Source organism: Streptomyces tendae, assembly GCF_008632955.1.
Taxonomy (GTDB): Bacteria; Actinomycetota; Actinomycetes; order Streptomycetales; family Streptomycetaceae; genus Streptomyces.
In genome coordinates, this window is record NZ_CP043959.1 from 1764103 (window position 1) to 1784885 (window position 20783).

Below are 20783 nucleotides of genomic sequence, written 5' to 3' on the forward strand. Positions count from 1 at the left end.
CCTAGCCGTCACGCCCGTGCCGCCGCCGCAGACCCTCCGCCAGGGGGGCCTTGGCGAAGGCGCCCGCCGCCAGCCGGGCCGCGACCGTGCGGCGCACGATCCGGTCGGTCAGCCCCGGGGCGTGCCGGGCCAGCGCCATCTCGGCCCGGCCGCGGCGGGTCGTCGCCACGTCGCGCGGGGCACGGCGGGCGGTCACCGCCGAGACCACGGCGGCCACCACGCCCTCCAGCGGCTCAGGCCGCGACACCCCGTCCAGGGAGAGCCCCGCCTCCCGCGTGCTGTCGTGGATCGGGCTGCGCACCATGCTCGGGTAGACGGTCGTCACCCCGACGTGCGTGCCGACCTCCAGCCGCAGCGTGTCCGCGTACGCGGCGAGGGCCCGCTTGGAGACCCCGTACGCGGCGGCCAGCGGCAGTGGCATCACCGCCATCCGCGAGGCGATGAACACCACCCGGCCGCGCGCCCGTTCGAGATGCGGGAGGGCCGCCGCCGTCACGTCCCAGGCGGCGAGCAGGTTGAGGTCCAGCTGGGCACGCACCTCCGCCGACGGCCGCAGCTCCGCGGGGGCGGGACCGCCCCGGCCCGCGTTGTTGACCAGGACGTCCACGCCCCCGCCGAGCAGCCGCACGGCCTCCTCGACGCCCTTGGTCACCGACTCCGGATCGGTCAGGTCGCAGCCCACCACCGGCACCGGCGCGGAGGCGTCGGCATGCAGGTCCAGGCCGACCACGCGGGCGCCGAGTTCGGTGAAGCGCGCCCCCAGCGCCCGGCCGAAGGTCCCCGCCGCGCCCGTGACGAGCACCCGCCGTCCCGCGAGCGGGGTCACCTCCCGCCCGCCGCCCAGGTCCCGCGCCACCTGGCGCAGGTACTGGTCGACGTCGATCCGCATGTGCGGCCGCTTGTCGCCCCAGCGTTCCCGCGCCGCGTGCAGCTCAGCGGTGACCGACGCCAGCATCCGGTCGCGCGGCGGCCTGCGCAGCCGTCCGGTCAGATGCGCGGCGAGCAGCCGGCTCTGCGCCTCCACGACCGGCAGCGCCGACCCCGTCGACTGCATCAGGCCCACGAAGGACAGGGCGTCGTCGTCCAGCGGGAACACGTGCCGGTACAGCGGCAGCCGGGCCGGGTCGGGGACCAGCGCCGGGTCCAGGAACGGCACGGTCGCCCGGTATCCGGTGCACCACAGCACGTGGTCCACCTCGTCCTCCCGTCCGTCCGTGAAGCGCACCCGGCGCCCCTCGAAGCGTTCGATGCCCGCCCGTACGCCGATCTTCCCGGCCCGCACCAGCGCGGGGACCGTGTCGCTCAGCGTCGGGTGGTCCTGGAGCACACCGTCCGGGGACGGGGGCAGCGCCGGGCCCCCGGTGCCGCGGGGCGCCAGCCGCAGCATCGTCTGCGAGAGCCGCTGGCGCAGCCGCCACGGCAGGACGGCCGCCAGCGCGCCGTTCCACTGGTCGGTCGGGCGGCCGAACAGCCGCTTCGGCAGCACCCATACGCCGCGCCGGGCCGAGATCAGCACCTCGTCCGCCTGTTCCGTCAACTCCGTCGCGATGTCCATCGCGGAGTTTCCGGTGCCGACGACCAGCACCCGGCGGCCCGCGAACTCGGACGGCTCGCGGTAGGCGTGCGCGTGCGAGGTGGTCCCCTCGAAGGCGCCGGGGTACGGCGGTTCGGGCAGACGCGGGGTGTGGTTGTGCCCGTTGGCGACCACGAGATGGGCGACCGACTCGTCGTACGCGCCGTCGGGGCCGGTCAGTTCGAGGAGCCAGCCGTCCTCGGAGCGCCGGGCGGCGACGAGCTCCGTGCCCGTGCGGAAGTGCTCCGTCACCCCGAAGCGTCCGGCGTAGTCGCGGACGTACGACAGCAGTTGGCCGCGTGAGGGGTAGTCCGGCCACTCCACGGGCATCGGGTGGTCGGCGAACTCGGTGCGGGGCCTGGACGTGTTGAGCCGCAGTCCCTCGTACGCGGCGGTGTCCGGGGCCAGGCGCCACAGTCCGCCCAACTCGTCGGCGCGCTCCACTCCGAACACCTCGACGCCCGCCTGGAGCAGCGCCTTCACGGCCGCGATGCCCGCAATGCCGCCGCCGACGACGGCCACCCGTCCCGGTCCCGCCGTGCCCCGCCCTGCGCCCATCGTGTCCGCGCCCTTCCCCGATTCGTGCAGCCGTCGCATACGGCTGCCCGTGGAGTTATTCCAACGTGCGATGGATTATTACGTCACTTCCGTCGCCGGCACCAGACCCCGGCCCGCCCGCGCCCTCGTCCGTCCCGTACAGGGCGTCGAGGAAGCGGCGCACCCAGAGCCGGAACTCGTAGCGCTCCCGCTCCCGTTCGGCGGGGGAGGCGGCGGCCAGCGCGGTGACGTGGCCGTGCGCCGCCCACACCAGGCTGCGCACCGTGACGTGCGGCGTGGTCTCGCGCACGGTCCCCGCCTGGGCGGCCTCCAGCAGCGCCCGCTCCACGTCGCCGTACAGCGGCAGCGCGTAGGCCCGGTCCAGGCCCGCGCCGCGCGTCGGGTCGAGCCAGCGGCGCAGCCACAGGAACGTGGTGTGCGGATGCTCCTCCAGGAAGTCCACGAAGCCCTCCGCGAGCGCGCGCAGCGCCGCGCCGAGGGGCTCGCCGCCGGCCGCCGCGGCCCGGTCCAGGTCGGCCACCAGCGGGGCGAGCGCCGCCCGCTCCGCCGCGTGCACCCTCTCGAAACAGGCGTCGTACAGCTCCTCCTTGGCGGGGAAGTGGTGGTGCAGGCTCGACACGTCGATGCCCACCCGCGCCGCGATGTCACGCAGCGAGGTCCCCTCCGGCCCCCGCGCGGCGAACAGTTCCGTCGCCTCCCGCAGGATCCGCTCGCGCGTGGAGGGCCCGTCCCGCTCCGCGCGCCGGGGCCGTCCCGGACCGCGCCGGGCGGGCCGCTCGTCGGGGGGTGTCTCGCTGCTCTTCCTCATCCGGCACAGTCTGGCTAGGATCCGCAGACCTCGCAATCCAACATCTGAGGGATTCATGAACGCCGCCACAGGATCCGAAGCCCCTCTCCCCGACGAGCGCGCCCCCGTCGCCGTGGCGGACACCGGGGACGGCGCCGACGTGCCCCGCCCCGCGCTCGTGCGCTACGCGCTCGGCTCGGCCGGCATGGGCGTCTACGTCACCGTCCCGGGGCTGCTGCTCCTGTACTTCCTGACCGACACCCTCGGGGTCGCTCCCTGGCTGGCCGGTCTGGCGCTGCTGGTCCCCAAGGCCGTGGACATCGTCCTGCACCCCTACGTCGGCTCCCTGTCCGACCGGGAGCGCGCCCGCCGGGGGACCAGGCTGCGTCTCCTGAAGGCGGGCTGTGCCCTCGCGCCCGCCTTCGTCGCGCTGTTCGCCGTCCCCGGGCCGGTGGCCGACCGGCCCTGGGCCGCCGCCCTGTGGGTCGCAGGCTGGTTCGTCGTCGCCAACGCCCTGTTCGCCGCGTACCAGGTGCCCTATCTCGCCACCCCCACCGACATGACGGTCGGCTACCACGGCCGGACCCGGGTGCTGTCCTTCCGGATGGTGGTCCTCACCGTCGGCATCCTCGTCGGCGGCGCGCTGGCCCCGCTGCTGGCGGGGGAGGGCGACACGGTCGGCCGCTACGTGGCCATGGCCGTGGTCCTCGGCGCGTTCACGGTGGTCTTCCAGTTCGTCGGCGTCGGCGGCGTCCGCGACCTCCTGCCCGCCCCGGACCCCGGCCGGCCGGCCCCGGAACGGGCCGCGCACGGCCCGGCCCTGGCCCAGGTACGGGACGTACTGCGCCGCAACCGTCCCTTCCGCGTGCTGGTCTCCTGCTACCTCCTGGTCTCCACCACGACCCACCTGGTCCTCGCCGGTCTGCCGTACTACGCCCGGCACGTACTGGACCGCCCCGGCTTCACCACCGTCCTCATGGCCGCGTTCGTCGCCCCCGCGCTGCTCACCACGCCCGTGTGGTTCCGCCTCTCGCGGAGCTGGGGCAAGCAGCGCTGTCTGCTGTTGTGCCAGGGGTTCTTCGCCGTCGGGGCGCTCGGCCTCGCGGCGGGGAAGGCGGCCGGGCTCGTGGTGCCGGTCCTGTGCACCCTCGTGCTGGGCGTGTGCTTCGCGGGCCTGCAGCTCTTCCCGTTCTCGATGGTCCCGGACACCGTCCGCGCGGGCGGCGGCGCAGAGACCGAACGCACCGGCGCCTACACGGGGGTGTGGACGGCGACGGAGGCGACGGGCGCCGCGGCCGGCCCCTACCTGTACTCTGCGGCCCTGGCCCTCGGCGGGTACGCGGCCGCGCGGGCCGGTGAGGAGGTCACCCAGTCGGACGGCGCGCACACGGCCATCCTGCTCGGCTTCACGCTCCTGCCCGCCCTCCTCATGGCGGCCGCCCTCGCGGTCCAGTTCCGCTACCGCCTCGACGCGGAACTCACCGGGCCTCGATCCCGGTGACCCTGCCCGCCGCACGGGCCGACGCGTCAGCGCGGGCCCCGTGCCGGTGCGGCCGACGCGTCAGCGCGGACCCCGTGCCAGGTGCGGCCGACGCGTCAGCGCGGAACCCGTACCAGCGCGAACCGGGCTCCCTCCGGGTCGGCCACCGTGGCGACGCGGCCGTGCTCGGTGTCCCGGGGCCCGGTGAGCACGTGGCCGCCCAGGTGGAGGACCTGGTCGACCGCGTCGTCGGTGTCCTCCACCGTGAAGTACGTCGTCCAGTGCGGCCCCCGGTCGCGGGGCAGCGCGTTGCCCACGCCGTGGACGCCGGTCACCGGGCGGCCGTCCAGGCGCAGCGTCACGTAGTCGAGGTCGGCCGAGACGACCGGATCCTCGTCGTAGCCGAACACGGTCTCGTAGAACTTGGCCACATGGGGCGTCTCGTAGGTCGTCAGCTCGTTCCACGCCGGTGTGCCGGGCCGGCCCGTCACGCCCCGGCCGGCTCCCGGGCCCGCCTGCCAGATGCCGAAGACCGCGCCGCACGGGTCCGAGGCCAGCGCCATCCGCCCGGCGTCGGCGGCGTCCAGCGGCCCCACGCCGACCGTGCCGCCGCACGAACGCACCACCTCGGCCGTCCGGTCCACGTCGTCCGAAGCGAAGTAGGGCGTCCAGGCGACGGGCAGCCGGCGGTCGGGCGGCAGCACCCCGATTCCGGCCACCGCGTGCCCGTCGAGCACGGCACGCACGTAGGGACCGAGCGGCTGCGGGCCGGGCCGGAACTCCCATCCGAACAGCGCTCCGTAGAACTTTTCGGTCGTGGCCAGTCCGCGCGCCATCAGGCTCACCCAGCAGGGCGTGCCGGGCGTGTGCCGACCGGACCCGTCGCCGTTCGGGCGGGCGTTCCCCCGTGCGTCGGTCATTGGTCACTCTCTTCTCGGCCGCCCGTATGTCGGCCGTGTCCGCTAGCCCCTGCGGGGCCGTCTCGTGTCCGCCCGGCGGATCGTTCCCGCACCGCAGCCGACACCGTATGTGCCCGATCCCGTACGCCCGGTGACCGGATGTGCCCGGCCGAGCAGAGTAGTCGGAGCGGGACGAGTCGGCCACCCCGTGCGCGAGGATGGGGACCATGAACGCCATCATCTCCGCATCCGAACTCGCGGCCGCGCTGCAGACGGACCGCCCGCCGGTCCTGCTCGACGTCCGCTGGCAGCTCAGCACGGCGGCCGCGAACGGCGAACCACCGTTCGACGGGCGGGCCGCCTACGCGGCGGGGCATCTGCCCGGCGCCGTCTTCGTCGACCTGGACCGGGAGTTGGCGTCCGCTCCGGGCTCGCGGGGGCGCCATCCGCTGCCGGACCTCGCGGTGTTCGGTGCCGCGATGCGCCGCGCCGGGGTGTCCGCGGGGACGCCCGTGGTGGTGTACGACGGCGGCATCGGCTGGGCGGCCGCCCGCGCCTGGTGGCTGCTGCGCTGGACGGGTCACCCGGACGTGCGGGTCCTGGACGGTGGACTGTCCGCCTGGCAGGGGCCGTTGGAGACGGCGGTGCCGGAGCCGGCCGAGGGCGACTTCGTGCCGGAGCCGGGGGACACCGGGGTGCTCGACGCGGACGGTGCGGCGGACCTCGCGCGTACGGGGGTGCTGCTGGACGCCCGTGCGGGGGAGCGGTACCGGGGCGAGGTGGAGCCCATCGACCCGGTCGGCGGCCACATCCCGGGCGCCCTGTCCGCGCCGACCTCCGACAACGTGGGCGCCGACGGCCGGTTCCGGCCCGCCGACGAGCTGCGCGCCCGCTTCGGTGAGCTGGGCGTGACACCGGGCGCACCGGTCGGCGTGTACTGCGGCTCGGGCGTGTCGGCCGCGCACGAGGTGCTGGCGCTGGCCGTCGCGGGCATCCCGGCCGCGCTGTACGTCGGCTCCTGGTCGGAGTGGTCCTCGGATTCGGACCGGCCGGTCGCGGTGGGGCCGGACCCGCGGTAGCCGCACCCTCCCTTCCCACGCCGGGGCTCCGCCCCGGACCCCGCTCCTGAAACGCCGGAGGGGCTGATTCCAGCCCGTCCGGCGTTTGAGGACGAGGCCCGTCAGGGCCGACAAGGCGGCGGGCTGTCCCCGGAGACGTACGCCAGGGGGCGCCCTTCAGGGCTATGGGCCGGCGGGCCGGCCTACTCCTGCTTCTTGCGCCGCGTCCCGAACACGATCTCGTCCCAGCTCGGCACCGCCGCGCGACGGCCCGGACGGACGCCGTCCGCCTCGGCCTGACGGTCGGTCGAGCCGATGAGACGGTCCCGGTGGCTGCCCACCGAACGGGGCATCAGCACGTCCGCGTACGCGGAACCCGCGGAGGCGGCGGGCGCCGGCGGCTCCTCCGCCTCGGGCTCGGACTCCGGTTCCTCGACGGCCGGTTCGGGGGTGCGCTCCGGCACCACCAGGTCGCCGCGGAAGCTCGGCACCGCCTCCAGGAGGCTGGTCAGGGAGTCGCGTTCGCCCGAGGCCGTGGCCGCGGTGGACTCCTCGGCCGGTTCGGACGCCTGCGCGGGCAGGCTCGGCCGCTCGCGGTCGCCGGGGCGGTCCAGCGGGCGGTCGCGCGGCAGCCGGGCGATGCGCGGCACGAAAGGGAAGCTGGGCTCGGGCGCGGCGAGGTCGTCGGACTCGCCGATCAGCGAGCGCGCCTCCTCGTCGACGGCCTGGACCAGCCTGCGCGGCGGGTCGTACGTCCAGCTCGCCGAGTGCGGCTCGCCCGCGACCCGGTAGACCAGCAGCACTTCCCAAGTGCCGTCGTCGCGGCGCCAGGAATCCCACTGGACGGTGTCCTTCTCCGCGCCGCGCAGCAGCAGCCGCTCCTGCACGGCCTCGCCCAGCGGGGGACCGGAGTTCTCCCCGGGGCGGCGGACCGGCGTCTTGCGGGCGCGCTCGGCCATGAAGGCGCGCTCGGCGAGGACAGGGCCTTCGAAGCGGCGGACGCGGTCGACGGGGATGCCGGCCATCTGGGCGACCTCTTCCGCGGTCGCACCGGCCCTTATGCGGGCCTGGATGTCGCGGGGGCGGAGATGGCTCTCCACCTCGATCTCGATCTGGCCGAGGCGGGGACGGTCGCCGCGCACGGCGGCGCGGAGCCGTTCGTCGATCGGAAGCGTGTACTCCGTGCTGTCCGCAGCCTTCAGCACCAGCCGTGTGCCGTCATTCGAGACGGCCACGACACGCAGTTCGGGCATGGGGACCTCCCGGGTGGTGCCTGCCGACGTCACGTGCGTCGCTGCTTCCGCTAGTCGAGTGTGGCCTGCCCGGGTGCAGCCTGCCACTACCTTGCCGAGTTGCCCGGCGTGTCGGGCGCGGGCCCTGGATCGCCGTTATGGCACGGTTACCTATTCGCAACGCTAAGTGACCAAATACGTCACCCTGTGCAACTAGCCCCCTCCCGGCGGTCCTCCGAGGACCCGGGCACCCTGACGGGAGTCCGGACCCAGGGTTCGCCACAGTACTCCATTTGGGCCACGTGCGTGGATTGGCACGCCGTCCGACTTTGCGCAAGGGGTGGGACTTGGCCGTGGTTGCCCCACTCATCCGGCCCTGAACATGGCGGACTTGTGGGGAACTTCACGCAATCACCGGAAACGGAGGGATGTCTACGCCCCCAGGACCCTCCGCAGGTAGTCGTTGCCGAACCGCCGTTCCGGATCCAGCCGTTGCCGAAGCGCGACGAACTCCTCGAAACGCGGATACACCCGTGAGAGGTACTCCGCGTCCCGTGTGTGGATCTTCCCCCAATGGGGTCGCCCCTCGTGGGCGGTGAAGATCCGCTCGGCGGCGGTGAAGTACCGCTGGTACGGCGTGCCCTTGTACATGTGGACCGCGATGTAGGCGCTCTCCCGGCCGGACGCCGTGGACAGGACGATGTCGTCGGCCGGCGCGGTGCGTACCTCGACGGGGAAGCTGATCCGCAGCCGGGACCGGTCGACCATCGTCCTCAGTTCCCGCAGCGTCTCCACGAGCGCCTCGCGCGGGACGGCGTACTCCATCTCCACGAAGCGCACCCGGCGCGGGGAGGTGAACACCTTGTAGGGGATGTCGGTGTACGTCCGCGCGGACAGCGCCCGGCTGGAGATCTGCGCGACGGCCGGAATGCTCAACGGCGCGGCGCGGCCGACCCAGTTGGCCACCTGGAAGACGCCGTTGGAGAGGAACTCGTCCTCGAACCAGCCCCGCAGCGGCGGCACGGGGCGCTCGGGGCCCGCACTGCGGTTGTTGCGCTTGGTGTTGGTGTTGCCGGTGTGCGGGAACCAGTAGAACTCGAAGTGCTCGTTCTCGGCGTGCAGCGCGTCGAACTCGGCGCACACACGGTCGAACGTCATGGGCTCCTCGCGCGCGGTGAGCAGGAAGAGCGGCTCCACGGCGAAGGTGACCGCGGTGACGACGCCGAGGGCGCCGAGGCCGATCCGGGCGGCGGCGAAGACGTCCGGGTTCTCCTGCCCGGAGCAGGTGAGCACCGAGCCGTCGGCGGTGACCAGTTCCAGACCCTTGATCTGGGCGGCGAGGGAGGCGGAGTCGCGACCGGTGCCGTGGGTGCCGGTACTGGTGGCGCCGGAGACCGTCTGCTCCATGATGTCGCCCATGTTGGTCAGCGACAGGCCCTCCCGCGCGAGGGCCACGTTGAGCCGCTTCAGCGGGGTGCCCGCCTCGACCGTGACGGTGCCCGCCTCGCGGTCGATGCTCCGGATCCCCGTCAGCAGCTCAGGGCGGATCATCAGGCCGTCGGTGGCGGCTATGGAGGTGAAGGAGTGGCCGGTGCCGACCGCCTTCACCGGCATCCCGTCCTCGGCGGCCCGGCGCACGGCGGCGGCCAGCTCGTCGACGGAGGCAGGCGTGACCTCCCGGGCGGGCCGGACGGAGACGGTGCCTCCCCAGTTACGCCACGTGCGGTTCCTCGTGCTCGTCGTGCTGCCCAACGAAGCCTCCCCGACCCGGTGCCGGCCGCTCGAGCCGGCGGTACCCGAGGAAACCGACCGCGACCGCGACGGCCCCGGCCACCGCCGGAACCCCGTACCCGGCGCGCGCCCCGGCCGCGTCGATCACCCAGCCGCCCACGGAGGAACCGAGGGCGACCCCGACCGCGAGCCCGGTGCTCACCCAGGTCATGCCCTCGGTGAGCTGCGCGCGTGGTACGTGCTCTTCGATGAGGGACATGGTCGTGATCATCGTGGGAGCGATGGACAGACCCGCAACGAACAGCGCCACGGCCAGAAACGGCAAGTTCCCGACCAGTAGGAGTGGGATCATACTCACGGCCATGGCGCAAACACCCAGCAACCACCGACGTTCCGGTGCTCCCGCGAAGTGCAGCAGCCCGAACACCAGCCCGGCCACGCAGGAACCGAGGGCGTACGCGGCGAGCACCACGCTGGCCGCGGCCTTCTGCCCCTCCTCCTCGGCGAAGGCCACCGTGACCACGTCGACCGCGCCGAAGATCGTGCCCGTCGCCGCGAAGGTCGCGACCAGCACCTGAAGACCCCGCGACCGCAGCGCCGAGCCGCCGCCCTGCTGCTCGCGGGGGTGCGGCTCGGGCTCGGTGGCGCGCTGGGCGGTCAGCCAGAAGACGCCCACCGCGAGGAAGCAGGCCGCCAGCAGCGGGCCGGCCTCCGGGAACCAGGCCGTGGACAGGCCGATGGAGACGATCGGGCCGACGATGAAGCAGACCTCGTCCACCACCGACTCGAACGAGTACGCGGTGTGCAGCTGGGGCGTGCCCCGGTAGAGGGCGGCCCAGCGCGCCCGGACCATGGCGCCCAGACTGGGTACGCAGCCGATCCCGACGCACGCGACGAAAAGCACCCACTCCGGCCAGCCGTAGTGCGCGGCGAACAGCAGCACCGCCGCCGCGGACAGCGAGAGGAGCGTGGCCGGGCGCAGCACTCGGCGCTGGCCGTACCGGTCCACCAGGCGCGACACCTGCGGGCCCGCCAGCGCGGCGGAGAGCGCGATGGTGGCCGAGAGGGCACCGGCCAGGCCGTACCGGCCGGTCACCTGGGAGATCATCGTGACCACGCCGATGCCCATCATCGACAAAGGCATCCGGCCGAGGAACCCCGCGGCGGAGAAGGCCCGGCTGCCGGGGGCGGCGAACAGGGCGCGATAGGGGCTGGGCACGGGGTCTCCGGAAGATCAGTAAGGTGCTACCGCAGTCGATACAGCTTACTGGCGGCGTCACCCGCTTGCTCCGGTGATCTGCGGCACCTCCGGCGACACCCCCCGGGCCCCGTCCCGGCCGCCGGTGCCGGGTGGGAGGATCGAGACATGTCTGACGTGCTCGATGCCAGTCCCTACGACGCCCTGCTCCTGCTCTCCTTCGGCGGCCCGGAAGGCCCGGACGACGTGGTCCCGTTCCTGGAGAACGTGACACGCGGGCGGGGCATCCCCAAGGAACGCCTCAAGGAAGTCGGACAGCACTACTTCCTGTTCGGCGGGGTCAGCCCCATCAACGACCAGAACCGCGCCCTGCTCGACGCACTGCGCAAGGACTTCGCCGAGCACGGCCTGGACCTGCCGGTCCACTGGGGCAACCGCAACTGGGCCCCGTACCTCACCGACACCCTGCGCGACATGGTGCGCGACGGCCGGCGCCGCATCCTGGTCCTCGCCACCAGCGCCTACGCCTCCTACTCCGGCTGCCGCCAGTACCGCGAGAACCTCGCCGACGCGCTGGCCACGCTGGAGAAGGAGGGACTGGAACTGCCGAAGATCGACAAGCTGCGCCACTACTTCAACCACCCCGGCTTCGTCGAGCCCATGGTCGACGGGGTGATCCGGTCGCTCGCCGATCTCCCCGAGAACGTCCGGGACGGCGCGCACATCGCCTTCTGCACCCACTCCATCCCCAACGCGGCCGCGGACACCTCGGGCCCGGTCGAGGCACACGGCGACGGCGGGGCGTACGTCGCCCAGCACCTGGACGTGGCCCGGCTGATCGCCGACGCCGTCCGTGAGCGCACCGGCGTGGACCACCCCTGGCAGCTCGTCTACCAGTCCCGCTCCGGCGCCCCGCACATCCCGTGGCTGGAGCCCGACATCTGCGACCACCTCGAAGAGCGGCACGCCGCCGGGGTCCCGGCCGTGGTGATGGCGCCCATCGGTTTCGTCTCCGACCACATGGAGGTCCTCTACGACCTCGACACCGAGGCCACGGCCAAGGCGGCGGAACTGGGCCTGCCGGTGCGGCGCTCCGCGACCGTCGGCGACGACCCCCGGTTCGCCGCGGCCGTCCGTGAGCTGATCCTGGAGCGCGCCGCCACCGAGAGCGGGCGGCAGATCACCCCGTGCGCCCTGGGCGCGCTGGGCGCCAGCCACGACCTGTGCCCGGTGGGCTGCTGCCCGGCCCGCGCCCCGCGCCCCGCCGCCGCGGGTGCCGACAGCCCCTACGCCTGAGGAGCCCCGTGACCGACCCCCTGCACGCGGAACTGCTGGAGCTGGCCCGGGAGGCCGCCCGGCGCGCGGGTGAGCTGCTGCGCGACGGCCGTCCGGCCGACCTCGCGGTCGCCGCCACCAAGTCCAGCGCGGTCGACGTCGTCACCGAGATGGACATCGCCGCGGAGAAGCTGATCACCGGGCTGATCGCCGAGCGCCGCCCGGAGGACGGCATCCTCGGCGAGGAGGGTGCCTCCACGGCCGGCAGCAGCGGCGTCCGCTGGGTCGTCGACCCCCTCGACGGCACGGTGAACTACCTGTACGGGCTGCCGACCTGGGCCGTCTCGATCGCGGCCGAGCAGGACGGGGTCACCGTGGCCGGCGCGGTGTTCGCCCCCATGCGCGGCGAGGCGTACCACGCGGTGCTGGGGGGCGGGGCCTGGGGCACGGGGGCCTGGGAGGGCGAGCGGCGCCTGGCCTGCCGGCCGTCGCCGCCGCTGGACCAGGCGCTGGTCTCCACCGGCTTCAACTACGTCGCGGAGGTCCGCGACCACCAGGCCGAGGTGGCGCGCCGGCTGATCCCGCTCGTGCGGGACATCCGGCGCGGCGGCTCGGCGGCGATCGACCTGTGCGACGTGGCCGCGGGCCGGCTGGACGGCTACTTCGAGCGCGGGCTGCACCCGTGGGACCTCGCCGCGGGCGACCTGATAGCGCGGGAGGCGGGCGCCCGCACCGGCGGCCGCCACCCCGGCAGCCCGCCGTCCGGCGACCTCGCGGTTGGCGGTGCCCAGACCGCCGGACGTGAGGGTGAAGACCGCGTCGAAGTTCTGCACGATGTAGATCGAGCCGAGCAGCGCGCCCAGTTCGAGGTAGCGGCGCAGGTGCGGCAGGGTGATGTGCACGAAGATCTGCCAGTCGCTCGCGCCGTCGACGCGGGCCGCCTCGATCTGCTGCTGGTCCCTGCTCTGCAGTCCGGCGAGCAGGATGAGCATCATGAACGGCGTCCACTGCCACACCAGTGCCGCCTGCACGGCGAGCAGCGGGGTGCCGGAGATCCAGTCGGGCTGGGGGCCGCCGACGTAGTGCAGCAGGCCGTTGAGCAGGCCGTACTCGGGGTTGTAGAGGACGTGCTTCCACAGCAGGGCGGCGGCGACCGGCACCACCAGGAACGGCGCGATGAGCAGGGTGCGCACGATGCCCCGGCCGCGGAACCTCCGGTCCAGGAGCAGCGCGAGGAGCAGTCCGAGCACCAGGCTGGCCAGCACCACCCCCACGGTGAGCAGGACGGTCGTCCAGACCGACTTGCGCAGCGCCGGATCGGTCAGCACCTCCTGGTAGTTGGCGAAGCCGGCGAAGTGACGGGCGTCCGGGTAGAGGGAGTTCCAGTCGAGGAAGGAGATCACCAGGGTCGCCACGAACGGCAGCTGGGTGACCACGATCATGAAGATCAGGGCGGGCAGCAGCGGGGCGCGGGTGGCCCAGGCGCGCAGCCGGGCGGAGGACCGGCGGGGTGCTGCGGATGTCTGCGGTGCGGCCGGAGGGGCCGTGGTCGTGGCGGTCATCGTCCCTCGTACTCCTCGGCGATCTCTTCTGCGAGCTGCTGGGACTTCCTCAGGGCCGCGTCGACGGACTGGCGTCCGGCGATGGCCGCGCTGATCTCCTGGGAGACCTTGGTGCCGAGATCCGTGAACTCGGGGATGCCGACGAACTGGATGCCGGGTGCGGGCCGGGGCTGCACACCGGGGTCGTCGGGCCTGGCCCCTTCGATGGCCTGCCTGGTCGTCTCCTGGAAGGCGGCGGCCTCCGCGCGGTAGTCGGGGTGGGCGTAGGTGGAGGCGCGCTTGCCGGCGGGGACGTTGGACCAGCCGATCTCCTCGCCGACCAGCTCCTCGTACTCCTTGCTGGACGCCCAGGAGACGAACTTCCAGGCGTTGTCCGGGTTGCGGGAGGCGTCCTGGATGCCCCAGGCCCAGGTGTAGAGCCAGCCGGAGGACTCGGTCTTCTCCACGGGCGCCGGCGCGTAGCCGATCTTGCCCTTGACGGGGGAGCCCGAGGCCTCGAGGGAGCCGGCCGCGGACGTGGCGTCGTACCACATGGCGACCTTGCCCTGGGTCATGTTGTTCAGGCACTCGGCGAAACCGGCCTGGGGCGCGCCGGACTCGCCGTGCTCGCGGACCAGGCCGACGTAGAAGTTGACCGCCTGCTTCCACTCGGGGGAGTCGAGCCGCGCCTTCCAGTCCTTGTCGAACCAGGTGCCGCCGAAGGTGTTCACCACGGTGGTCAGCGGCGCCATCACCTCGCCCCAGCCGGGCAGGCCGCGCAGGCAGATGCCCTTCATGCCGGGCTCGGCGCCGTCCAGCCGGGCGGCGAGGTCGGCGACCTGCTGCCAGGTGGGTTTGGCGGGCATCGTCAGGCCCTTCGCCGCGAAGACGTCCTTGCGGTACATCAGGAACGACGACTCGCCGTAGAAGGGCTGGCCGTAGAGCTTGCCGTCGTCGCCGGTGAGGGACTGCCGCATCGGCTTGAGGACGTCCTGCTCGTCGTAGCCGGGATCCTTCTTCACGTACGAGTCCATCTCGTGCAGCCAGCCGTTGCGGGCGTAGATGGGGATCTCGTAGTTGGAGAGGGTGGCGACGTCGTACTGGCCGGCCTGGTTGGCGAAGTCCTGGCTGATCTTGTCGCGGACGTCGTTCTCCGGCAGCACGGTGAAGTTCACCTTGATGCCGGTCTCCTTGGTGAAGTGGGCGGCGGTCAGCTTCTGCAGCTCGACCATCTGCGTGTTGTTCACCATCAGGACGTTGATGGCGTCACCGCCGGATCCGGCCCCGCCCGCTCCGACCCAGCAGCCGGAGAGCAGCGGGGCGATCAGCGTCCCTGCGGCGGCCGCGGCGAGTGTGGCTCGCGGCCTCCGTCGGCTCTGGGTTCGCATGGATCGCTCCTGGACGTATAGGGAGACAACGGGCGTCACCTGGCGTGGATCGGCCCCGGGGGGGGAGGTAACGGTGTGCGGTTCGGTGCGGAGGGGGCTGTGCGGTGCTGAGCGGGGCTGAGGAGGGTCGAACCGAGCTGAGCTGTGTTGCCTACACCCGGACGACCTGGGGTCCCAGCAGGGAGTAGCGGTGGGCCTCGGACGCCGGGAGCAGGGTGCTCGTCACGATCGCCTCCAGCGCGCCGACCTCGGCGAACCGGCAGAAGCTGACCGCCCCGAACTTGGTGTGGACGCCCGCGAACACCACCCGGCGGGCGGCCCGCACCGCCTGCGCCTTGACCTCGCCCACCGCCGGGTCGGGCGTGGTCAGGCCGTGTTCGCGGGAGATCCCGTTGGCGCCGATGAACGCCAGGTCGATGACGAAGCCGGAGAGCATCTTCGTCGTCCAGTGGTCGACGGTGGCGAGCGTGCCGGAGCGGACGCGTCCGCCGAGCAGCAGGACGGAGGCGTTGCCGTTCTCCGCGAGTGCGCCCGCGACCGGCAGGGAGGCGGTGACCACGGTGAGCGGCCGGTCGGCGGGCAGGGCCTCGGCGATGAGCTGCGGGGTGAAACCCTCGTCGACGAAGACCGTCTCGGCGTCCCCGAGCAGTTCGGCCGCGGCGGCCGCGACCCTGCGCTTCTCGGGGACGTGACTGGTGGCGCGGAAGGCGAGCGTCGTCTCGAAGCCGGCGCTCTCCACGGGGTAGGCGCCGCCGTGGGTACGGCGCACCAGTCCGTGGTCCTCCAGGGCGCGCAGGTCCCGGCGCACGGTCTCCTTGGCCACGCCCAGGTCGGCGGCGAGCGCGGTCACGTCGACCGAGCCGGTGGCGCGTGCCACCCGCACGATCTCCCGTTGGCGCTCCTCGGCCGTCCTGGTGCCCATGGCCGTACCCCTGCTTCCTGATCTCGCCGGTCCGCTGCCCGTTCGGGCCCGGTGTGGGTCCTTGCAGGAAGTTGTACAGCGGGCGCGGGGTGCTGACCAGGTCTGTTGCGTGTCCGTTGCTGCCCGGTTGTGCCCGGTCGGGTGGGTGGGTGTCCGGCTCGGACCTGGGTGGGGGTGAGAGCGGGCGGGGCGGGTGCCCGGTTGCCGGTCCGCGCACGCCCGTTTCCCGCCCGCACGCCCTCACGGGGGGCACGTTTTCCGCCGCCGCACGGTGCTGTTCTCGGGCCCGCCGACAAGGTGTCGTCTGCGCCCACCCGTGCCCGCAGGGGGCGGGGTGTTGGCGCCCCGGCCTCGTGCGCCCGGAGGCGCGCTGGGCGGTAGCGCGCCTTCAGGGGCGGGGGGAACTGCGCGACCGGCCACGGACGGCCCGCACCCGGCGTGGGACTGCGCCCCCGCGCGGTGCTGTTGTCAGGGGAGCCGACAGGTGCCGTCTGCGCCCACCCGTGCCGCCCTGCGGCACGACTGCCCGCAGGGGCGGGGTTGGCGCCCCGGCCTCGTGCGCCCGGAGGCGCGCTGGGTGGTAGCGCGCCTTCAGGGGCGCGGGGAACTGCGCGACCGGCCACGGACGGCCCGCACCCGGCGTAGGACCGTGCCCGGCAGCCCCTTGGCCGTCAGTGGGGCCAGATGGGAGGGTCCGTCACGAAGTGGCCGCCCAGGCGCGCGTGCGCCGGGTTCGCCGGATCGAGCTCCCCCTGCTCGGCGATCAGCTTCTCCGCGTACGGCTCGGAGTCGTCCCGCGGCTCGTACCCCAGCGCCCGCGCCGACCCGAGGTCCCACCACAACCGCGTGTTCGCGGACGACCCGTGCACCACGGTGTGCCCCACACCCTCCGCCGTCAGCGCCGCGTGGAACAGCCGGGCCCCGTCCGCCGGACTCATCCACACCGACAGCATCCGCACGCTCGTCGGCTCCGGGAAGCAGGACCCGATCCGCACGGAGACCGTCTCCACCCCGTGCTTGTCCCAGTACAGCTGGGCCAGGTCCTCGCCGAAGCACTTGGAGAGTCCGTAGAAGGTGTCCGGCCGGCGCGGCGTGTCGACCGGGATCAGGGGGTCGTCGCCCTGCGGCCGGGGGGTGTAGCCGACGGCGTGGTTGGAGGAGGCGAAGACGATCCGGCGGACGCCCTCCTCCCGGGCGGCCTCGTACAGGTTGTAGGTGCCCTCGATGTTGGCCTTGAGGATCTTGTCGAAGGACGCCTCCAGCGAGATCCCCGCGAGGTGCACGATCGCGTCGACACCGCGGACCGCCTCGCGCACGGCATCCCGGTCGGCGAGGTCCGCGACGACCGCGTCGGGCTCGCCCTCGACCGGGAGCAGGTCGAACAGCCGCAGCTCGTAGCCGTAGCCGGGGAGCAGCCCCCGCATCAGCGTGCCGAGGCCGCCGGCGGCGCCGGTGAGCAGGACGGTGCGGGGAGCGGGCATCTGCGGGTCTCCTTGCGGCGCCGGCCGAACGGGCGAACATACAGGTGAACACGCGTCGTTCACGTGCGTGGACACGCTAAGGAGGCCGGACGCGACGCGTCAAGTAGGTCCTCAACGCCCCTCACACCTCAGCCGCCCGCAGCGAGCCGCTTGACCGGCGTCCCTGACGCGTCTTAGCGTGGTGTCGTTCAGAAATATAGACACCAATCACGAATATGGACCAGGGAGAGCTTGTGACGTCAGCCCCTCTCGCCGCGCGACTCAGTATCCCCAGCGGGCCGCTGTTCTTCCCGGTCACCGCCTACGGACCCGACGGCGCCGTCGACCTCGCCACCTACCGGCTCCATGTGCGGCGCGGAGTGGAGGCCGGGGCCGCCGCCGTGTTCGCCGCCTGCGGCACCGGCGAGTTCCACGCGCTGACGCCCGAGGAGTTCGAGACCTGCGTCCGGGTCGCCGTGGAGGCCACCGAGGGGCGCGTCCCGGTCGTCGCTGGCGCCGGCTACGGCACCGCCCTCGCCGCGCACTACGCCCGGCTGGCCGGGCGCGCGGGCGCCGACGGGCTGCTCGCCATGCCGCCGTACCTGGTCAAGGCCGGGCAGGAGGGCCTGCTGCGGCACTACCGGGAACTGGCCGCCGCTACCGCCCTGCCCGTGATCGTCTACCAGCGGGACAACGCCGTCTTCACCCCCGCCACCGTCGTCGAACTGGCCCGCACCGACGGCATCGTGGGCCTCAAGGACGGCTACGGCGACCTCGACCTGATGCAGCGCACCGTCAGCGCCGTCCGCGCGGCCGGCGTCGAGGACTTCCTGTACTTCAACGGGCTGCCCACCGCCGAACTGACCCAGCCCGCCTACCGCGGTCTCGGCATCACCCTCTACTCGTCCGCGGTGTTCTGCTTCGTGCCGGAGCTCGCGCTCGCCTGCCACACCGCCCTGCGCACCGGCGACGAGACCACCGTGCGACGCCTGATCGACGGCTTCTACCGGCCGTTCGTCGAACTGCGCGACCAGGGGCAGGGATACGCCGTCTCGCTGGTCAAGGCCGGGGTGCGGCTGCGCGGACTGGACGTGGGCGAGGTGCGCCCTCCGCTGCACGAGCCGGCCGGGGATCATCTCAAGCAGCTCGCTCAGCTGATCGAGCGGGGACAGGCACTGCTCGAGGAGGGCATGTGAAGGCATCGGCGTTCGTCTATCCCTGGGACGTCAACGGGGACCCCGCGGCCCCCGGCCGGATCGCCGGGCTCGGCACCGCCCAGGTGACCCTGGCCTCGGCCTACCACTCCACCCGCGCGCTGACCCCCCGCCACCCGCGCCACCGCGTGGTCACCGCCGAGTACGCGGCCGTGCTGTACCCGCCCGAGGAGTCCCGCTGGTCCGGCCGCGCCCTGCGTCCCCACCCGGCGGGCGACTGGGCACCCGGCGACGCCTTCGGCGAGGCTGCCGCCGCGCTGACGGACGCGGGCCTTGAGGTGCACACCTGGGTGGTGCTCGCCCACAACTCCCGCCTCGGCGCCGAGCATCCGGACACCTCCGTGGTCAACGCCTACGGCGACCGCTACCCCTGGGCGCCCTGCGTCGCGCGGCCGGACACCCGCGCGTACCTCACCGACCTCGCCGCCGAGGCGGCCGTGCGGCCCGGGGCGCGCGGCACCGAACTGGAGTCGCTCGGCTGGTACGGGCTGGCCCATCTGCACGCCCACGACAAGACCGGCGGGGTGCCGCTCGGGGACGCCGGGCAGTACCTGATGTCCCTGTGCTTCTGTCCCTCCTGCCGGGACGGCTACGGGCAGGAGGGCCTGGACGCGGACAAGCTCGCCGCCGCCGTACGGGACGCCCTCGACCCGGTGTGGCGCGGGGAGGCACCCTCCGGAGGCGGCTGGAGGGGTGTGGAGAAGCTGCTCGGCGACACCCGGGCGAACGCCACGCGCGCGTGGCGCGACCGCACGGCCCGCACCCTCCAGGAGGCGGCCGTCAGGGCCGTGCGCCGGGCCGCGCCCGACGGTTTCCAGGTGCTGCTGCACGCGGACCCGGAGTCCTACCACTGCGGCGCCAACGCCGGTGTCGACCCCGCGCACATCCTGTCCGTCGCCGACGGCGTGGTCGTCCCCTGCACCGGGGACCCGGGACTTGTCACCCCGTTCGCCCGCGCGGGCCGCCCTGGCGCCGTCCTCGCCGCCAACTTCACCGTCGTCTCCGGCATGGGCGGCAGCCCGGGCACCCTCGCCGCCGACGCGGCGGAGGCCCGCCGCCTGGGCGCCGGCGAACTGCGGCTCTATCACGCGGGGCTGGCGTCGGACGCGGACCTCGCCGCCGTACGGTCGGCGCTGGCCGGCCTCTGACCGAGTACCGCCGCCGTGACAGCCAGGGCCACTCCGAGGGCGACCAGCAGCGGCCGGTGGCCGATGAGTCCGACCAGTGCCGCACCCGCCGCGAGACCGACCACGTTCGGGGTGAACACCAGGGCGTTGGCGGTGGCGGTGACCCGGCCCAGCAGCGGGCCGGGCGTGCGCTGCTGCACACCCGTGAGCACGGCGATCAGCGCGGCGGGCAGCCCCGCGCCGATCGCCGCGGCGCACGCCCACGCCACCGGGTCGTACGGCACCGCGCGCAGCGCCACCGCGACGGCCAGAAGGCCGATGCCGTACGCGGCGAACCGCCGTGCGCCCAGCCGCCGCAGGCCCGTGCCGGGGAGCAGCCCCACCGTCACCGAGCCCGCGCCCTGCACGGCGTACAGCACACCGGCGTACGCGGGGGAGTGGCCGAGGTCCTCGACCACCGCGTACGTCAGCGCCCCGCTCACGCCCGCGCACAGCATGGTGACCCCGCCCGCCAGGACCAGCGGACGCAGCACCGGGTCCCCCCACAGGTGCCGGACGCCCTCGGCGGTCGCGCTCCGGCCGCCCTCCCGCGCCCGGGCCGGCCGCTCCTCCCGCACCCGCAGCGACATGTAGACCAGCGCCGCAGTCAGGAAGCCCGCCGCGTCCAGGACGGCGACGCCGGACCCGCCGTACGCCGTGTAGAGACCCGCGCCCGCCAGCGGGGCGAGCAGCTTCATGCCCTCGTTTGCCGTCATCCGCAGCCCGTTGAAGTCCCCCAGCAGGGAACGGTCCACGGCGCCCGCGACCAGCGCCGACTCCGCCGCGTCGTGCACCGTGCCGGCCGCGCCGTACACGAACAGCACCGCGTAGAGCAGCCACAGCTCTCCCGGCGCGTCCACCGCGCACAGCGTGAGCAGCAGCGGCGCCATGAACAGGCTCAGCGCGATCAGCAGCGGCCGGCGGCGGTGGCGGTCGGCGAGCGTGCCAAGGAGCGGGCCCGCCAGTGTGGGCGCCCACATCGCCAGCGGGCACAGCGCCGCCAGTCCGTCCGAGCCGGTGAGGTCCTTGACCCACACCCCCGACGCCAGCCACAGCGCGGAGGTGCCGAACCCGGAGACCACCACCGCCGTCAGACAGCGGCCCGCCGTGCGGTCACGCAGCACGCGGACCGCCGTCCATCTCGTCGTCATGCCTGGTCATCGTGGTCCTAAGGCGGCGGTGACGGCATCGGGCGAATGCCCTAGGGAGCGAACGGGGGCGGGCGCCGGACCCGCCCGCCGATGAGTTTCGCGGCCACGGCCGGTCACCCCTTCGTACGCCACCGCCTCCCGGGAGCAGCC

At 73.6% G+C, this 20783-nt stretch carries 15 protein-coding genes and 2 pseudogenes; 6 read left to right on the top strand and 11 right to left on the bottom strand.

The features are described 5' to 3' along the window. Nucleotide 1: 1 nt before the first annotated feature. Both F3L20_RS08235 and F3L20_RS08240 read right to left on the bottom strand, forming a co-directional pair. Entirely contained in the window at nucleotides 2-2131 is a 2130-nt protein-coding gene (locus tag F3L20_RS08235; RefSeq protein ID WP_150153446.1) for an SDR family NAD(P)-dependent oxidoreductase, read from the bottom strand. Between the two features lie 55 nt (nucleotides 2132-2186). Then, nucleotides 2187-2939, bottom strand: a complete 753-nt coding sequence (locus F3L20_RS08240; protein ID WP_150153448.1) for a TetR/AcrR family transcriptional regulator — start codon at nucleotides 2937-2939, stop codon at nucleotides 2187-2189. Nucleotides 2940-2994: 55 nt separating this feature from the next. Here F3L20_RS08240 and F3L20_RS08245 point away from each other — a divergent pair, with 55 nt between their 5' ends. Further along, nucleotides 2995-4419, top strand: a complete 1425-nt coding sequence (locus F3L20_RS08245) for an MFS transporter (RefSeq protein WP_206338873.1) — start codon at nucleotides 2995-2997, stop codon at nucleotides 4417-4419. Nucleotides 4420-4514: 95 nt separating this feature from the next. Here F3L20_RS08245 and F3L20_RS08250 read toward each other — a convergent pair whose 3' ends face one another. Further along, nucleotides 4515-5318, bottom strand: coding sequence for a VOC family protein (locus F3L20_RS08250; protein WP_150153450.1), 804 nt, complete (start codon nucleotides 5316-5318; stop codon nucleotides 4515-4517). A 206-nt stretch (nucleotides 5319-5524) separates the two neighbouring features. On the opposite strand from F3L20_RS08250, the gene F3L20_RS08255 reads away from it, so the two are divergent. Beyond that, a complete protein-coding gene (locus tag F3L20_RS08255; RefSeq protein WP_150153452.1) occupies nucleotides 5525-6376 on the top strand; it encodes a sulfurtransferase in 852 nt (283 codons plus the stop codon). Between the two features lie 182 nt (nucleotides 6377-6558). On the opposite strand, the gene sepH is transcribed toward F3L20_RS08255, so the two are convergent. The 3 genes from sepH to F3L20_RS08270 all read right to left on the bottom strand — a co-directional run bounded on the left by sepH (nucleotide 6559) and on the right by F3L20_RS08270 (nucleotide 10537). Beyond that, nucleotides 6559-7608 (bottom strand): septation protein SepH, encoded by a 1050-nt coding sequence (gene sepH / locus F3L20_RS08260; RefSeq protein WP_150153454.1) that lies wholly within the window; start codon nucleotides 7606-7608, stop codon nucleotides 6559-6561. Nucleotides 7609-8019: 411 nt separating this feature from the next. Beyond that, nucleotides 8020-9339 (bottom strand): D-arabinono-1,4-lactone oxidase, encoded by a 1320-nt coding sequence (locus F3L20_RS08265; protein WP_150153456.1) that lies wholly within the window; start codon nucleotides 9337-9339, stop codon nucleotides 8020-8022. Beyond that, entirely contained in the window at nucleotides 9299-10537 is a 1239-nt protein-coding gene (locus tag F3L20_RS08270; RefSeq protein WP_145828588.1) for an MFS transporter, read from the bottom strand. Before F3L20_RS08270 ends, F3L20_RS08265 begins: the two co-directional genes overlap by 41 nt. A 147-nt stretch (nucleotides 10538-10684) precedes the next feature. Between F3L20_RS08270 and F3L20_RS08275 the strand changes: the two genes are divergently transcribed. Together F3L20_RS08275 and F3L20_RS08280 are read left to right on the top strand one after the other, a co-directional pair. Further along, nucleotides 10685-11812: a ferrochelatase gene (locus tag F3L20_RS08275; protein ID WP_150153458.1), complete on the top strand. Its 1128-nt coding sequence runs from the start codon at nucleotides 10685-10687 to the stop codon at nucleotides 11810-11812. An 8-nt stretch (nucleotides 11813-11820) separates the two neighbouring features. Further along, nucleotides 11821-12570 (top strand): annotated as a pseudogene (locus F3L20_RS08280) (inositol monophosphatase family protein); the annotation flags it as partial. Here F3L20_RS08280 and F3L20_RS08285 read toward each other — a convergent pair. The 4 genes and pseudogenes from F3L20_RS08285 to F3L20_RS08300 form a co-directional block, all read right to left on the bottom strand. Continuing rightward, nucleotides 12568-13353: pseudogene (locus F3L20_RS08285) on the bottom strand (carbohydrate ABC transporter permease); the annotation flags it as partial. The pseudogenes F3L20_RS08280 and F3L20_RS08285 overlap by 3 nt on opposite strands. After that, entirely contained in the window at nucleotides 13350-14720 is a 1371-nt protein-coding gene (locus F3L20_RS08290; protein ID WP_150153460.1) for an ABC transporter substrate-binding protein, read from the bottom strand. The gene F3L20_RS08290 and the pseudogene F3L20_RS08285, both read right to left, overlap by 4 nt. Nucleotides 14721-14871: 151 nt before the next feature. Continuing rightward, on the bottom strand, nucleotides 14872-15642 hold the full coding sequence (locus F3L20_RS08295; RefSeq protein WP_150153462.1) for a DeoR/GlpR family DNA-binding transcription regulator: 771 nt from the start codon (nucleotides 15640-15642) through the stop codon (nucleotides 14872-14874). 671 nt (nucleotides 15643-16313) lie between these two features. Further along, the gene (locus tag F3L20_RS08300; RefSeq protein WP_150153464.1) at nucleotides 16314-17123 is read right to left on the bottom strand and encodes an NAD-dependent epimerase/dehydratase family protein; all 810 of its coding nucleotides are present in this window, start codon (nucleotides 17121-17123) and stop codon (nucleotides 16314-16316) included. Nucleotides 17124-17338: 215 nt separating this feature from the next. On the opposite strand from F3L20_RS08300, the gene F3L20_RS08305 reads away from it, so the two are divergent. Both F3L20_RS08305 and F3L20_RS08310 read left to right on the top strand, forming a co-directional pair. Continuing rightward, a complete protein-coding gene (locus F3L20_RS08305; protein ID WP_150153466.1) occupies nucleotides 17339-18298 on the top strand; it encodes a 5-dehydro-4-deoxyglucarate dehydratase in 960 nt (319 codons plus the stop codon). Next, a complete protein-coding gene (locus F3L20_RS08310; protein WP_150153468.1) occupies nucleotides 18295-19464 on the top strand; it encodes a hypothetical protein in 1170 nt (389 codons plus the stop codon). Before F3L20_RS08305 ends, F3L20_RS08310 begins: the two co-directional genes overlap by 4 nt. On the opposite strand, the gene F3L20_RS08315 is transcribed toward F3L20_RS08310, so the two are convergent. Further along, nucleotides 19401-20633 carry an MFS transporter gene (locus F3L20_RS08315; RefSeq protein WP_150153470.1) on the bottom strand — a complete coding sequence of 411 codons (1233 nt, stop codon included), beginning with the start codon at nucleotides 20631-20633 and terminating at the stop codon, nucleotides 19401-19403. The genes F3L20_RS08310 and F3L20_RS08315 overlap by 64 nt on opposite strands. Nucleotides 20634-20783: the final 150 nt, after the last annotated feature.